10 protein-coding genes are annotated in these 13,755 nt (G+C 73.7%); 7 read left to right on the forward strand and 3 right to left on the reverse strand.

All coding sequences use genetic code 11. From position 1 onward, the window contains the following. Positions 1-35: 35 nt before the first annotated feature. Both ACFWXC_RS21490 and ACFWXC_RS21495 read right to left on the reverse strand, forming a co-directional pair. On the reverse strand, positions 36-1,628 hold the full coding sequence (locus ACFWXC_RS21490; protein ID WP_384480871.1) for a DUF5691 domain-containing protein: 1,593 nt from the start codon (positions 1,626-1,628) through the stop codon (positions 36-38). Between the two features lie 119 nt (positions 1,629-1,747). Then, positions 1,748-3,103 carry an SWIM zinc finger family protein gene (locus ACFWXC_RS21495; RefSeq protein ID WP_384480873.1) on the reverse strand — a complete coding sequence of 452 codons (1,356 nt, stop codon included), beginning with the start codon at positions 3,101-3,103 and terminating at the stop codon, positions 1,748-1,750. Between the two features lie 132 nt (positions 3,104-3,235). On the opposite strand from ACFWXC_RS21495, the gene ACFWXC_RS21500 reads away from it, so the two are divergent. The 7 genes from ACFWXC_RS21500 to sucD all read left to right on the forward strand — a co-directional run bounded on the left by ACFWXC_RS21500 (position 3,236) and on the right by sucD (position 12,689). Continuing rightward, positions 3,236-4,417, forward strand: a complete 1,182-nt coding sequence (locus ACFWXC_RS21500; RefSeq protein ID WP_384480875.1) for an AAA family ATPase — start codon at positions 3,236-3,238, stop codon at positions 4,415-4,417. Beyond that, on the forward strand, positions 4,414-6,987 hold the full coding sequence (locus ACFWXC_RS21505; RefSeq protein ID WP_384480877.1) for a DUF5682 family protein: 2,574 nt from the start codon (positions 4,414-4,416) through the stop codon (positions 6,985-6,987). The genes ACFWXC_RS21500 and ACFWXC_RS21505 overlap by 4 nt, the downstream gene beginning before the upstream one ends. Before the next feature lie 59 nt (positions 6,988-7,046). Next, positions 7,047-8,195 (forward strand): VWA domain-containing protein, encoded by a 1,149-nt coding sequence (locus ACFWXC_RS21510; protein WP_384480947.1) that lies wholly within the window; start codon positions 7,047-7,049, stop codon positions 8,193-8,195. A gap of 191 nt (positions 8,196-8,386) precedes the next feature. Next, positions 8,387-9,649, forward strand: coding sequence for a hypothetical protein (locus ACFWXC_RS21515; RefSeq protein WP_384480879.1), 1,263 nt, complete (start codon positions 8,387-8,389; stop codon positions 9,647-9,649). A 230-nt stretch (positions 9,650-9,879) separates the two neighbouring features. Then, a complete protein-coding gene (locus ACFWXC_RS21520; protein ID WP_384480881.1) occupies positions 9,880-10,167 on the forward strand; it encodes a hypothetical protein in 288 nt (95 codons plus the stop codon). Between the two features lie 428 nt (positions 10,168-10,595). Continuing rightward, entirely contained in the window at positions 10,596-11,777 is a 1,182-nt protein-coding gene (gene sucC / locus ACFWXC_RS21525) for an ADP-forming succinate--CoA ligase subunit beta (RefSeq protein WP_384480883.1), read from the forward strand. Positions 11,778-11,804: 27 nt separating this feature from the next. Next, the gene (sucD, locus tag ACFWXC_RS21530; RefSeq protein WP_384480885.1) at positions 11,805-12,689 is read left to right on the forward strand and encodes a succinate--CoA ligase subunit alpha; all 885 of its coding nucleotides are present in this window, start codon (positions 11,805-11,807) and stop codon (positions 12,687-12,689) included. Positions 12,690-12,897: 208 nt separating this feature from the next. Here sucD and ACFWXC_RS21535 read toward each other — a convergent pair whose 3' ends face one another. Beyond that, the gene (locus tag ACFWXC_RS21535; RefSeq protein WP_384480887.1) at positions 12,898-13,749 is read right to left on the reverse strand and encodes an RNA polymerase sigma factor; all 852 of its coding nucleotides are present in this window, start codon (positions 13,747-13,749) and stop codon (positions 12,898-12,900) included. Positions 13,750-13,755 lie beyond the last annotated feature (6 nt).

Here is a 13,755-nt window from a genome sequence, read left to right on the forward strand (position 1 = left end):
CTGACCTCGGTGGCCGGGCGGGGCGGCCCGGGCGCTCAGGTGTCGGCCGGCCCCAGTTCCTCCAGCATGACCGCCCGCAACCGCAGCGTCGTCGCCAGCCGCTGGAACGCCTCCGCCCAGTACCCGCCGGCACCCGGTGACGCGTCCTCCCCTTCGTCCGGCACCGCCAGCAAGGCGTCCAGCCGGCCCGCCTCCGCGGGATCCAGACAGCGCTCGGCCAGGCCCATCACCCCGCTGAAGCTCCAGGGGTAACTCCCGGCGTCCCGTGCGATGTTGAGGGCGTCCACCACGGCCCGGCCGAGCGGCGCCGACCACGGTAGGGCGCAGACACCGAGCAACTGGAACGCCTCCGACAGGCCGTGCGCCGCGATGAACCCGGCCACCCATCCGGCTCGCTCCGCCCCTTCCAACGTGCCCAGCAGCTTGGCCCGCTCGGCCAGCGACACCGCGCCGGGACCGCCCGCCTCCGGCGCCGCCGGGACCCCGAGCAGCGCCCTCGCCCACGCGGCGTCCCCCTGCCGTACGGCGGCCCGGCACCAGGCCGCGTGCAGCTCGCCCTGCCAGCCGTCCGCCACCGGCAGCGCCACGATCTCCGCGGGTGTACGGCCGCCGAGCCGCGCCGACCAGGTGGTGAGCGGGGCCGCCTCCACCAACTGCCCCAGCCACCAGGACCGTTCGCCGCGCCCGGTCGGCGGTTTGGCCACCACCCCGTCCCGCTCCATGCCCGGGTCGCACTCCGGCGGCGCCTCCACCGCGAGCACCGGGCCGTCCCCCGTGTGGTCGACGGCCACACACGCCCCGGCCCGCACCGCCATCCGCCCCGCCAGCGCCGAGCCGGGCAGCGCGGACAGCAGCTCCGCCGCCGTCGTTCTCACGTTACGGCTCCGGTCCGACAGCGCCAGTTCCAGGAACGGCTCGTCCCCGGCGGCCAGTCCCGTGCGCAGCGAGTCGAGGAACATCAGCCGGTCCTCCGCCCGCTCCGTCGCCCAGGTCCCGGCCAGCAGTTCGCGCGCCGTCTCGGGAGTCCGGGCCCGCAGCGCCCCGAGCAGCGCGACCCGTTCGGCGAACAACCCCTCCTGCCACAACCGCCCTGTCGCCTCCGTGTCCCCGGGGCCGGGCAGGCTCGCGCCACCGCCCGGGGCCGCACGCAGGGCGAACCGCCAGTCCTGGTTGAGCCGGGCCAGCCACAGGGCGCGCGATCCGGCGAAGGCCAGCGCGGCGGGCCGCAGGTCGGTACGGCCCCGGGCCGCGTCCAGCAGCGCGGGCAGCATCTGCGGAGGCGCGGCGAACCCGCGTGCGTTGGCCGCCGCGAGCCACTGGGGCAGCAGCTCCATGAGGTCGGGCGAGGTACCCCGGCGACCGCCGGTCCCGGTGCCGGGGCGGTCGGACAGCAGCATCACCAGCCTGCGTGCCGCCGCGGCCGGCAGCGCGGGGCGCGGGTCCTCGGGAGCCGGTTCGGGGCGGTGCGCGGCCGGCGCGGGCCGCAGTCCGGCCCGTCGGCGTACGGTCGCCACGGCCGCCTCGTCCAACAGGGCCACCGGAGCCTCCCGCCCGGGCCCGCCGGTCGCGGGCGGACGCCGGTCCGTGCCCAGCAGAGCGGTGGTGACGAGGTCTTCCCAAGCGGTCACGGGGTTCCCTTTCTGCGAGGCGGTCGGGTTGTGCGAGGTGGGCGGGTTGCATGAGGTCGTTGGGTCGTGCGAGGCGGTCGGGTTCTGCGAGTTGGTCGGGGTTGCGTGGGGCGGTCGGGTCAGCACAGCGGCACCGCCTCGCCCGCGTGTTCCGGCCAGGCCGTCAGCGGGGTGAAGCCCCGGTGGCCGCACTCGCCGAAGACCGTGACCGGAGCCCCGCCGGAGAGCGCGACCAGCCGCCACAGACCGGGCCGGGAGCGGGCGGCGGGAGAGAGGGGAAGCGCCAGCTCCCCGTCGGAGTCGGCCAGTTGCCAGGAGTCGCCGTCCGGGACGGGTACCACCCGGCCCAGCGTCACCGGCACCGACTCCAGCCAGGGGTCCTCCCGCAGCGCCTCCCCGTACCGGGCCGCCGCCTGGGCCGTCGTCATACCGGGCGGCCGTATCGAGAGGGGTGCGGGCGCGGCGAACCGCTCGCCCAGAGCCGCCCGGTGCCCGCCCGTGCCGGGGTAGGCGGACAGCTCCGCCTCCAGGGCGAGACCGACCGGCAGCGCCAGCTCCGGGGCGCGGCCGGCCGCGCCGTAGGAGAGGAGCAGTGCCGTACGGCCCGAGTCGGCGCCGTGCAGCCAGATCCGGCGGGTCGTCAGCTTCGCGTCCGCCGTGTCGTACTGGGCGAGGACCAGCCACCGGTCGCGCAGCGGCGGGCCGTCCGCCGAGGCGGGCAGACCGATGCGGGAGCGGACCGTGGCGGCCAGACCCTCCGGAAGCCGGTCGCGGCGCAGCCAGCCCTGGTCGAGAAGGTGCAGCAGCGCGCATTCCTCCAGCAGCCGCACCGGCCAGCCCGGCCCGGAGCCCGGTATCGCACCCAGCTCCCGCACCCGTCCGGCCAGCCCGGTCGCCTGGGCGTCGACCATGCGGGCCGCCGTCTCCTCCCACAGCCCGTACCCCGTCTGCTCGGCCGAGGCCAGGCCGCCGCGCAGCAGGTCCGTCAGGCGCTGCTCCAGCTCCGTGGCGCCCGCCGTGACCCGCTCGGCCCGCCGCTCCGCCCGCCGCCGGGCTGCCTCGGGATCAGCGGCTGCCGGGGAACTCCCGCCGCCCGCCGGCCGTTTGTCCTCCGCGCGCTTGCGCCGGCCCGCGATCCACTGCTCGGCCCAGTCCGGCGGCTCTGCCACCGTCGGCACCGTGTCGTCCTCGGCCGCCCACAGCAAGAGCAGCCCGAGGGCGTGTTTGCAGGGGAACTTCCGGCTGGGACAACTGCACTTGTACGCGAGCCCGGCCGGGTCCGCGATGTCCACGATCGTCTGGTACGGCTTGCTGCCGCTGCCCTTGCACAGTCCCCATACCGTCCCCTCCTCGCAACTCCCCGCCTCGGACCACGGCCCCGCCGCTCCGAGTTTGCTTCCCGCCTTGCGTGACGCGGCGTCAGGAGCCAGTGCCAGCACCTGGTCCGCGCTCCAGCGCACCCCCTGCTGAGTCATGTCATCGAAGGTAGATCCCCCCACTGACAATCGGTCCTGCGGGCGCATTTGTACAGGTCAGGGCGATTGTCAGTGGCGTGGTGCACGGTGGACACCAGATCCGAACCGGCCGAGCTGGAGGGGGCCTCAGCCATGACTGTGTCCGTGGAACCGACCGATCCGACGACCGCCGTACCGAGCCAGAACGACGCCGCGACCGGGGGCGGGGACGTGACCGGGGGCGCCGCCACCGCCCCCGACGCCCTGCGGCCGCACGCCGAGCACGCCTTCGCCGCCGAACTCGCCGTGCTGGCCGCACAGGACGACCGGCCGCGCCCATCCCGCTGGAAGATGTCGCCCTGGGCGGTGGCCACCTATCTCCTCGGCGGCACCCTGCCGGACGGCACGGTGATCACACCGAAGTACGTCGGCCCGCGCCGTATCGTCGAGGTCGCCGTCACCACCCTCGCCACCGACCGCGCCCTGCTCCTGCTCGGCGTGCCCGGCACCGCCAAGACCTGGGTCTCCGAGCACCTGGCCGCCGCCGTCAGCGGTGACTCGACCCTGCTGGTGCAGGGCACGGCCGGCACTCCGGAGGAGGCGATCCGCTACGGCTGGAACTACGCCCAGCTGCTGGCCAACGGCCCGAGCCGGCACGCCCTGGTGCCGAGCCCGGTCATGCGGGCCATGGCGGAGGGGATGACGGCGAGAGTCGAGGAGCTGACCCGGATCCCGGCCGACGTGCAGGACACCCTGATCACGATCCTGTCCGAGAAGACCCTCCCGATCCCGGAGCTGGGACAGGAGGTGCAGGCGGTCCGCGGCTTCAACCTGATCGCCACCGCCAACGACCGCGACCGGGGCGTCAACGACCTGTCCAGCGCCCTGCGCCGCCGCTTCAACACCGTCGTACTGCCGCTGCCGGAGAGCCCGGACGCCGAGGTCGACATCGTCGCGCGCCGCGTCGACCAGATGGGCCGCTCCCTCGACCTGCCCGCGGTGCCCGACGGCATCGAGGAGATCCGCCGGGTCGTCACCGTCTTCCGGGAGCTGCGCGACGGCGTCACCACCGACGGCCGCACCAAGCTGAAGTCGCCGAGCGGCACGCTCTCCACGGCCGAGGCGATCTCCGTCGTCACGAGCGGCCTCGCCCTGGCCGCCCACTTCGGGGACGGCGTGCTGCGGGCCGGCGATGTCGCGGCCGGCATCCTCGGCGCGGTCGTTCGCGACCCGGCCGCCGACCGGGTCATCTGGCAGGAGTACCTGGAGACGGTCGTCCGCGAGCGGGACGGCTGGAAGGACTTCTACCGCGCCTGTCGGGAGGTGAGCGCATGAGCGACTCCGCGCGGCAGCGGACCGGGCCGCTGCTCCTGGGGGTACGGCACCACGGGCCCGGCTCCGCGCGGGCGGTGCGGGCCGCTCTGGAGACCGTCCGGCCGAAGGCCGTGCTGATCGAGGGGCCGCCCGAGGCCGACGCGCTGATCCCGCTGGCCGCCGACCCGCAGATGCGGCCCCCGGTCGCCCTCCTCGCCCACGCCGTGGACGAGCCCGGCCGCTCGGCCTTCTGGCCGCTGGCCGACTTCAGCCCCGAGTGGGTGGCCCTCCGATGGGCCTTGGAGCACGAGGTCCCGGCCCGCTTCATCGACCTGCCGGCCACGCACACGCTGGCGTGGGGGAGGGACGAGGAGGAGGCGGTCGCGCCGCCGGACACCGAGGCCGGCGACTCCGGCACCGAGGCCGGTGAACCCGACGTGGAGGCCGATGCGTCCGAGGCCGGGGCCGGTGCATCCGACGCCGAGCTGCGGATGCGGGTCGACCCCCTCGCCGCTCTCGCCGAAGCCGCTGGTTACGACGACCCCGAGCGCTGGTGGGAGGACGTCGTCGAGCACCGGGGCGGGACCGGGGAGCGGGAGCGGGACGCCCTCGCGCCGTTCACCGCGGTGGCGGAGGCGATGGCGGCGCTGCGGGAGACGTACGGGGTCGGCGGGCGCGACCGGGACCCGGTGCGCGAGGCGCATATGAGGCTCCAACTGCGAGCGGCACAACGGGAGTTCGGCGAAGAGGTCGCGGTGGTGTGCGGGGCGTGGCATGTGCCGGCGCTGCGGGTGCGGAGCACCGTCGCGGCCGACAAGGAGCTGCTCAAGGGGCTGCCCAAGGTCAAGACGGACATGACCTGGGTGCCGTGGACCAACCGCCGGCTGGCGCGGGCGAGCGGATACGGCGCGGGTATCGACTCACCGGGCTGGTACGGGCACCTGTTCCGGGCCCCGGACCGGCCGGTGGAGCGGTGGCTCACCAAAGTGGCCGGACTGCTGCGCGAGGAGGACCGGATCGTCTCCTCGGCCCATGTCATCGAGGCGGTACGGCTGGCCGAGACCCTTGCCGTGATGCGTGGCCGCCCGCTGCCCGGCCTGGGCGAGACGACCGACGCGGTGCGGGCGGTGCTCTGCGAGGGCTCGGACGTTCCGCTGGCGCTGGTGCACGACCGGCTGGTGGTCGGGGACGTGCTCGGGGAGGTGCCGGAGGCGGCGCCCGCGGTGCCGTTGCAGCGCGACCTGGTCCGGGAGCAGCGCCGGCTCCGACTCAAGCCGGAGGCGCTGGAGCGGGAGTTGGAGCTCGACCTGCGCAAGGAGACCGACGCCGGGCGCAGCCGGCTGCTGCACCGGCTGCGGCTGCTGGGCATCGGGTGGGGCGAGCAGGCGCAGTCGCGGGGGAGCACGGGCACGTTCCGGGAGACCTGGCGGCTGCGCTGGGAGCCGGAGCTGTCGGTGCGGGTGGCCGAGGCCGGCGTGTGGGGGACGACCGTCGAGGGCGCGGCGACGGCCAGGGCCGAGGCCGACGCGGTGCAGGCGACCGCCCTCGCCGACGTCACCGCGCTCGCCGAGCACTGCCTGCTCGCCGGTCTGCCGGACGCGCTGCCCGTGGTGATGCGGGCGCTCGCCGACCGGGCCGCGCTGGACACGGACGTCGGCCAACTCGCGCAGGCCCTCCCGGCCCTGGTCCGTTCCCTGCGCTACGGCGATGTACGGGGTACCGACACCCGGGCGCTCGCCGAGGTGGCCGCGGGCCTCGCCGAGCGGGTCTTCGTGGGACTCCCACCGGCCTGCGCCGCCCTCGACGCGGACGCGGCGGAGGAGATGCGGGGGCACGTGGACGCCGTGCACACGGCGGTGGGGCTGCTGAGTGAGACGGTGACGGGTGCGGAGACCGTAACGGTGGCGGGTGCGGACACCACGACGGTGGCGGGTGCCGGGACTGTGATGGTGACGGGAGCCGAAACGGGGGCGGGGGCGGGGAAGGGGACCGCGACGGCGAGGGACGCGGAGACCGGCTCCGGCTCAGGCCCCGGCCACCGTGACCTTCGTGTTCGCTGGCGGGCGGTGCTGCGTGTGCTCTCCGGGCGGGACACCGTGCCCGGGGTGCTGCGGGGGCGGGCCGTGCGGATTCTGCTGGACGAAGGGGAGCTGGGGGCGGCGGACGCGGCCCGGCTGATGGGGCTGGTGCTCTCGCCGGGGACCCCGCCGGCGGACGCGGCGGCCTGGATCGAGGGGTTCGTCGGGGGGAGCGGCGGGGGCGGGATGCTGCTCGTGCACGACGAGCGGCTGCTCGGCCTGGTCGACGCGTGGCTGACCGGGGTGCCGGCGGAGGCGTTCACGGACGTACTGCCACTGCTGCGGAGGACGTTCTCGGCATATGAGCCCGGGGTGCGCAGAACGCTCGGCGAGCTGGTGCGCCGCGGCCCGGGGGAGCGGCCGCAAGGAGCCGGGCAGGCCGGCCGGAGACCGGGTTTCGGCGCCGAGGCGGATGCCGGGCGCGCGGACGCCGTGCTGCCGGTGCTGCGGCTGCTGCTCGGCCTGGACGGCACGGCGGCGGTTGACGACGACCTTGTGGGGGCGGGGAGATGACAGTGGATCTGACGGACGGCGGCACCGGCTTCGACGCCCCGACGCGAGAGGTGCCGGAGATGCAGGACGCGCAGGAACGGCTGCGGCGCTGGCGGCTGGTGCTCGGGGGCGAGGCCGCCGACGGGACCGGATGCACGCTGTCCGGGCGGGACGCGGCGATGGACGGGACGCTGGCCGCGCTCTACGGGAAGGGGGACAGACCGCGGTCGGGGCGGGAGCGTTCGGCGGGGCTGGGGGCCTCGGCGCCGTCGGTGGCGCGCTGGCTCGGGGACATCCGGAAATACTTCCCGTCCTCCGTCGTCCAGGTCATGCAGCGTGACGCCATCGACCGGCTGGGGCTGGCCGCGCTGCTGCTGGAGCCGGAGATGCTGGAGGCGGTGGAGGCCGATGTGCACCTGGTCGGCACACTGCTCTCGCTCAACAAGGCGATGCCGGAGACGACGAAGGAGACGGCGCGGGCGGTCGTACGCAAGGTCGTCGAGGACCTGGAGAAGCGGCTGGCCACCCGTACCCGGGCCACCCTCACCGGAGCCCTCGACCGCAGCGCCCGGATCAGCAGGCCGCGCCACCACGACATCGACTGGAACCGCACGATCTCGGCCAACCTCAAGCACTACCTGCCCGAGTACCGGACGATCGTGCCGGAGCGGCTCATCGGGTACGGGCGGGCGTCACAGTCGGTGAAGAAGGAGGTGGTGCTCTGCATCGACCAGTCCGGGTCGATGGCCGCCTCGGTGGTGTACGCGTCGGTGTTCGGGGCGGTGCTGGCGTCCATGCGGTCCATCGAGACCCGGCTCGTCGTCTTCGACACGGCGGTGGTCGACCTCACCGACCAGCTCGACGACCCGGTGGACGTCCTGTTCGGCACCCAGCTCGGCGGCGGCACGGACATCAACCGGGCGCTCGCCTACTGCCAGTCGCAGATCACCCGGCCGACCGAGACCGTCGTCGTGCTCATCAGCGACCTCTACGAGGGCGGGATACGGAACGAGATGCTGAAGCGGGTCGCGGCGATGAAGGCGTCGGGGGTGCAGTTCGTGGCGCTGCTCGCACTGTCGGACGAGGGGGCGCCGGCCTACGACCGGGAGCACGCGGCGGCGCTCGCCGCGCTGGGGGCACCGGCGTTCGCCTGCACACCCGATCTCTTCCCGGAGGTGATGGCGGCGGCGATCGAGAAGCGGCCCCTTCCGGTACCGGACACATTGTGAAGGAGACCGCATCAAGTCAAAGAGGTCTTGTGAACCGGTCATGATTACCCGTCGGTAAGGTGGGGCTTGCGCAACGGAGGGCCGGGCGTGCGAGGATCGACGCCCGCGTGGCGGTTCGCGTATCTCCGGGCCCTCGCGCCGCGTCTCAGCTCCGTGTCCTCGTCCCGCCGCACGGGAGGATCCTCCCCGCCTTGACCTCGCCAGCCGTTGTGCCCGGTTCCGCCGCGCGTGTGTCGCGCACGGCGGCGGGGCGACGTGCGCTGCAACTGGCGCTGCTGGCCGGCGGACTGCTCGCGCTCGGCCTCCTCTGCGGAGGGCGGGCACAGGCGGCCGAGGGGACGCCATCGGCGCCGGCGGTGCCGTCGTTGACGGCCGTGGTGGGCCGGCTGGGCGTGGAGAAGCTCCTCCCGCACGGCGAGACGGCGCGGGAGGAGAAGAAGGCGACGCCCCTCGGGACACCGCCCCGCGCGATATCGCCCCGCGCGATATCGCCCCGCGCGACAGCGCCCCACGTGACACCGGCCCACGCGACATCGCCGCGCCCGACAGCACCTCGCGAGTCAACGGCCCGCGAGGTGACGGCCCGCGAGGCAGCGGTCCGCGAGGCGACAGCCCGCGCAACGCCCCGCGAGGCGACGGTTCACAAGGCCGCGCCCCACAAACCCGTCACCCACTCGACCCCCACACGCTCCACGCTCTCCTCGGCCCCCACCCTGCCCACCGCTCCCACGACACCCACCGCACCCGTGGCCCGAACGGCCCCCACCGCACCCGCGGTCCGCACGGCACCCTCCGCTCCCACCCTGCCCACCGCACTCGTGGCCCCGGTCGTGCCGGTGGTAGGCGAAACGGTTCGCTCGGTGACCGTGACCGTCACTGGGGTCGTGACTCAGGGGCTCGGTGACGTGGCGCAGCAGGTGTCGGAGTTGCCGGCGGAGCTGGCCACGCTGCCCGTGCGGTTGCCCACGCTCCCCACGCTTCCGGCGCTGCCGGGCACGTCCACCACCCCGCCGGTGTCGGAACCGCCCGGTGAGTCGCTCCCGGTGCCGGTCACCTCGGCGCCCGGCACCACCGAGCCGCACCCCGCCGTGACGGACGGCGGCCGGCAGCAGACGTCCCGTACGAAGAAGCCGGCGGCGACCGTCGGGCCGTACGGGCCGCAGGGCACCGTCGTCGCCCTCGCCCCCGTCTCCGGGACGGCGGCGCACACGCACCCCGGCGGCCGCCGAGCCGCCCACACCTTCGACGTCCCGAGCCACCCCGCGCCCACCGGAGACCCGGACGGGACGCTGGGCAAGCCGGTGGTCGACGGCAGTTCCTCCCGGCACGGCGACGCCTACGCCGTGACCTTCGACGACCGGGCGCCGCTGCGGCTCGTGCCCGGTGCCGCCGCGCGCGTCCACGCGGCCGGGACCCGGGACAGGTACCGGGACATCCCCGTCTTCCCCGGCTAGGACCGCGGACCGCTTTCCTCACTCCCCGCCACAGACCTGTCGCGCGGGGGCGGAACAGGTCTGCCCGTCCGTCCGGAACCCCTGGGATCCCCCTTCGGATCCCCCGTGGACTTCCCCTGCGAGCGTTCCGGACGGCGATGTCCCCAGCCGCGCTTCCGGCCCACCGGAGGCACTCCCGGCTCCGCGGATGCGTGACGTACGCGCCGGAGCCCCGAAGGACTGACACACACATGAACAAGAACATCAGCGTTTCCCTCGTCATAGCCGCCGACGCCGCCGCCGCACGTCGGCGGTCCGGCGCGGAGGGGACGAGCCGGGTGGCCGGGATCCGTGCCGCGCAGGCCATCCAGGGCGCCCGGGCGGCACGGGCCGCGCAGGCCACGGCCAAGGCTCAGGCCACCGCCCGGGCACACGCCCAGGCCCTGCAGAGGCGCGCGGCGACCATGATCGGCGCCGGCACCGCCCCCATGACCTCGGAGTACCTCCACGGCCCGCAGGCCAGGACCTACTCCGTCTGACTCCGCGGAGTGGCTCGGCGCGGGCGGCCGAACACCGTCGGTTCGCCCCCGCCGGGACCTCGCGGACCGGGCCGGCCGATGCCCCGTGGGGCGGGGAGCGGCGGCCCACCCCGGAGGCTCGCGGCCTTCGGGGCGGAGGCCTCACCGGGCCAACCCCAGCCCGGTGAGGCCTCGCACATCGTTCGCAAGACGGCACGCCGTGCCATCAGAACCCCGAATACCCGGCATCATGTGACAGGTATCACCGCTCAGGTGTGACCCCTGATTTAGAGACCCCCCGCGAGCGGCGATAATCTGCGAGATGGACATGCCGCGCGCTCGGACACCGTGTGCGCCCCCCTTGTGACACATTGCGGACGTCACGTTGCCCTTCGCGGCACGCCCACGCATCCAACGAACCGCGAGATCACTGATAGGGACGGACGCGCGTGGACCTGTTCGAGTACCAGGCGAGGGACCTCTTCGCCAAGCACGATGTACCGGTGCTGGCCGGTGAAGTCATCGACACGCCTGAGGCGGCGCGCGAGATCACCGAGCGTCTGGGCGGCAAGTCCGTCGTCAAGGCGCAGGTGAAGGTCGGTGGTCGTGGCAAGGCCGGTGGCGTCAAGCTGGCCGCCTCCGCGGACGAGGCCGTCGCCCGTGCGACGGACATCCTCGGCATGGACATCAAGGGCCACACGGTCCACAAGGTGATGATCGCCGAGACCGCCCCGGAGATCGTCGAGGAGTACTACGTCTCCTTCCTCCTCGACCGTGCGAACCGCACCTTCCTCTCCATCGCCTCCGTCGAGGGCGGCATGGAGATCGAGGAGGTGGCGGCCACCCGTCCGGAGGCTGTCGCCCAGACCCCGATCAACGCGATCGACGGTGTGGACCTGGCCAAGGCCAAGGAGATCGTCGCCGCGGCGAAGTTCCCGGCCGATGTCGCCGACCAGGTCGCCGACATCCTGGTCAAGCTGTGGGACACCTTCATCAAGTCGGACGCCCTCCTCGTCGAGGTCAACCCGCTCGCGAAGGTCGTCTCCGGTGAGGTCCTCGCCCTGGACGGCAAGGTGTCGCTGGACGACAACGCCGAGTTCCGCCACGCGGACTGGGCGGAGCTCCACGACAAGGCCGCGGCCAACCCGCTGGAGGCCGCCGCCAAGGAGAAGAACCTCAACTACGTCAAGCTCGACGGCGAGGTCGGCATCATCGGCAACGGCGCGGGTCTCGTCATGAGCACCCTGGACGTCGTCGCGTACGCCGGTGAGAAGCACGGCGGCGTGAAGCCCGCCAACTTCCTCGACATCGGTGGCGGCGCCTCCGCCCAGGTGATGGCGAACGGCCTGGAGATCATCCTCGGCGACCCGGACGTCCGGTCCGTGTTCGTCAACGTCTTCGGTGGCATCACCGCCTGCGACGAGGTCGCCAACGGCATCGTGCAGGCCCTGAAGCTCCTGGAGGACCGCGGCGAGAACGTCTCCAAGCCGCTGGTCGTCCGTCTCGACGGCAACAACGCCGAACTGGGTCGCAAGATCCTCACCGACGCCAACCACCCCCTGGTGCAGCGCGTCGACACCATGGACGGCGCGGCCGACAAGGCCGCCGAGCTGGCCCACGCCGCCAAGTAAGCACTCAGGACGAGGACAGAACACACCATGGCTATCTGGCTCAACAAGGACAGCAAGGTCATCGTCCAGGGCATGACCGGCGCCACGGGCATGAAGCACACCAAGCTCATGCTGGGCGACGGCACCAGCGTCGTGGGCGGCGTCAACCCGCGCAAGGCCGGTCAGAAGGTCGACTTCGACGGCACCGAGGTACCGGTCTTCGGCACCGTCAAGGAGGCCATCGAGGCCACCGGCGCCAACGTCTCGGTCATCTTCGTGCCGGAGAAGTTCACCAAGGCCGCGGTCGACGAGGCCATCGACGCCGAGATCCCGCTGGCCGTCGTGATCACCGAGGGCATCGCCGTGCACGACTCGGCGTCCTTCTGGGCGTACGCCGGCAAGAAGGGCAACAAGACCCGGATCATCGGCCCGAACTGCCCCGGCATCATCACCCCGGGCCAGTCGAACGTCGGCATCATCCCGGGCGACATCACCAAGCCGGGCCGTATCGGCCTGGTCTCGAAGTCCGGCACGCTGACGTACCAGATGATGTACGAGCTGCGTGACATCGGCTTCTCGACCGCCGTCGGCATCGGTGGCGACCCGATCATCGGCACCACGCACATCGACGCCCTCGCCGCGTTCCAGGACGACCCCGACACCGACCTGATCGTGATGATCGGTGAGATCGGTGGCGACGCCGAGGAGCGTGCGGCCGCGTTCATCAAGGAGAACGTGACCAAGCCGGTCGTCGGTTACGTCGCGGGCTTCACCGCGCCGGAGGGCAAGACCATGGGTCACGCCGGCGCCATCGTCTCCGGTTCGTCGGGCACCGCCCAGGCGAAGAAGGAGGCCCTGGAGGCCGCGGGCGTCAAGGTCGGCAAGACCCCGACCGAGACGGCGAAGCTGGCGCGCGAGCTGCTCGCCGGCTGAGCGTTTTCGACGCCGCCCGACTGAACGCCGGTAGGCCCGTTCCCCGAGGTGGGGGGCGGGCCTGCCGGCGTTTCACTCACTCACCCGCGCTCGCGGGGTGCCGCTGCAGCTGACGCGACTACGGCACCCCGTCAGGGGCGCGGGGCTGTATTCGATGTTGCGGCTACCGCCGCGTGGGCGCGACCGGCCCCCCCCGCACCCGAACGCGCTACCTCGCCACCGGCACCAATCTCTCCGGTCCCTTCTCGGCGATCCTCCGCAGCTTCGCCTGCAAGGCCCGCTCGCCCGCCGACAACGGCCCCAGCCCCACCTCCGCCGGTACCCCGCTGATCGCCTGCGCCGGACCGATCGGCGCCTCGTAGTGCGTCGGCGCCGTCCGCAGCGTCAGCGTCGTCGCCGCGATGATCGTCGCCGTGAAGGCCAGCGCGGACCGGGTCCAGAAACGTGTCCGGCGTTCGGAGCAGGTCCGCACAGCGGTCGGCCGGGCCGCCTGCAGACGCTCCGTCGAGGCCAGTTCGGCCAGCCGCCGGTGCAGCGCGGCGGGGTCCGCCAGCTCGGGAACCTGCGCCGCGACCGCCCGCCGCGCGTGGGTCAGCCGCCGCGCCGCAGCCGGCGTACTCGCCTCCGTCTCCGCCGCCGTCTCCGGCAGGTCGAGGCCGACACCGTCGTACAGCACGAGCGTGCGACGGTAGGACGGCGGGAGTTCCAGGAGTGCCTCCAGTACGGCGCGGTCGGCCGCGTCGGCCGGCGGGGCTTCGGGCTGGCGGTAGCGCAGCCGGAACCGGTGCCAGGGGGAGAGCGCGCACTCGTGCGCCACCGCCCGCACCCAGCCGGCCGGGTCCCGGTCGCGGGCCACCTGCGGCCAGTTCTGCCAGGCGAGTTGGAAGGCCCGCTCGACGGCTTCCCGCGCCAGCTCCCGGCGCCCGGTGAGCAGATAGGTCTGCCGTACCAGGGCCGGGGCGCAGAACGCGTACAGCGCGTCGAAGGCCTGAGTGGGCGTCAGGACAGGGGACGGTACGGCCTGGTCGGAGGGGACAGAGCTCTGCGTCACCGGGCGCACCTTCCT

This window comes from Streptomyces sp. NPDC058683 (assembly GCF_042716195.1).
In the GTDB taxonomy this organism is placed as follows: Bacteria; Actinomycetota; Actinomycetes; order Streptomycetales; family Streptomycetaceae; genus Streptomyces.

What these genes read in the sequence shown, in the direction of transcription:
- ACFWXC_RS21495 (WP_384480873.1), bottom strand. Translation starts at nt 3,103, where the DNA reads ATGACTCAGCAGGGGGTGCGCTGGAGCGCGGACCAGGTGCTGGCACTG.
- ACFWXC_RS21500 (WP_384480875.1), top strand. Translation starts at nt 3,236, where the DNA reads ATGACTGTGTCCGTGGAACCGACCGATCCGACGACCGCCGTACCGAGC.
- ACFWXC_RS21505 (WP_384480877.1), top strand. Translation starts at nt 4,414, where the DNA reads ATGAGCGACTCCGCGCGGCAGCGGACCGGGCCGCTGCTCCTGGGGGTA.
- ACFWXC_RS21510 (WP_384480947.1), top strand. Translation starts at nt 7,047, where the DNA reads ATGCAGGACGCGCAGGAACGGCTGCGGCGCTGGCGGCTGGTGCTCGGG.
- ACFWXC_RS21520 (WP_384480881.1), top strand. Translation starts at nt 9,880, where the DNA reads ATGAACAAGAACATCAGCGTTTCCCTCGTCATAGCCGCCGACGCCGCC.
- sucD (WP_384480885.1), top strand. Translation starts at nt 11,805, where the DNA reads ATGGCTATCTGGCTCAACAAGGACAGCAAGGTCATCGTCCAGGGCATG.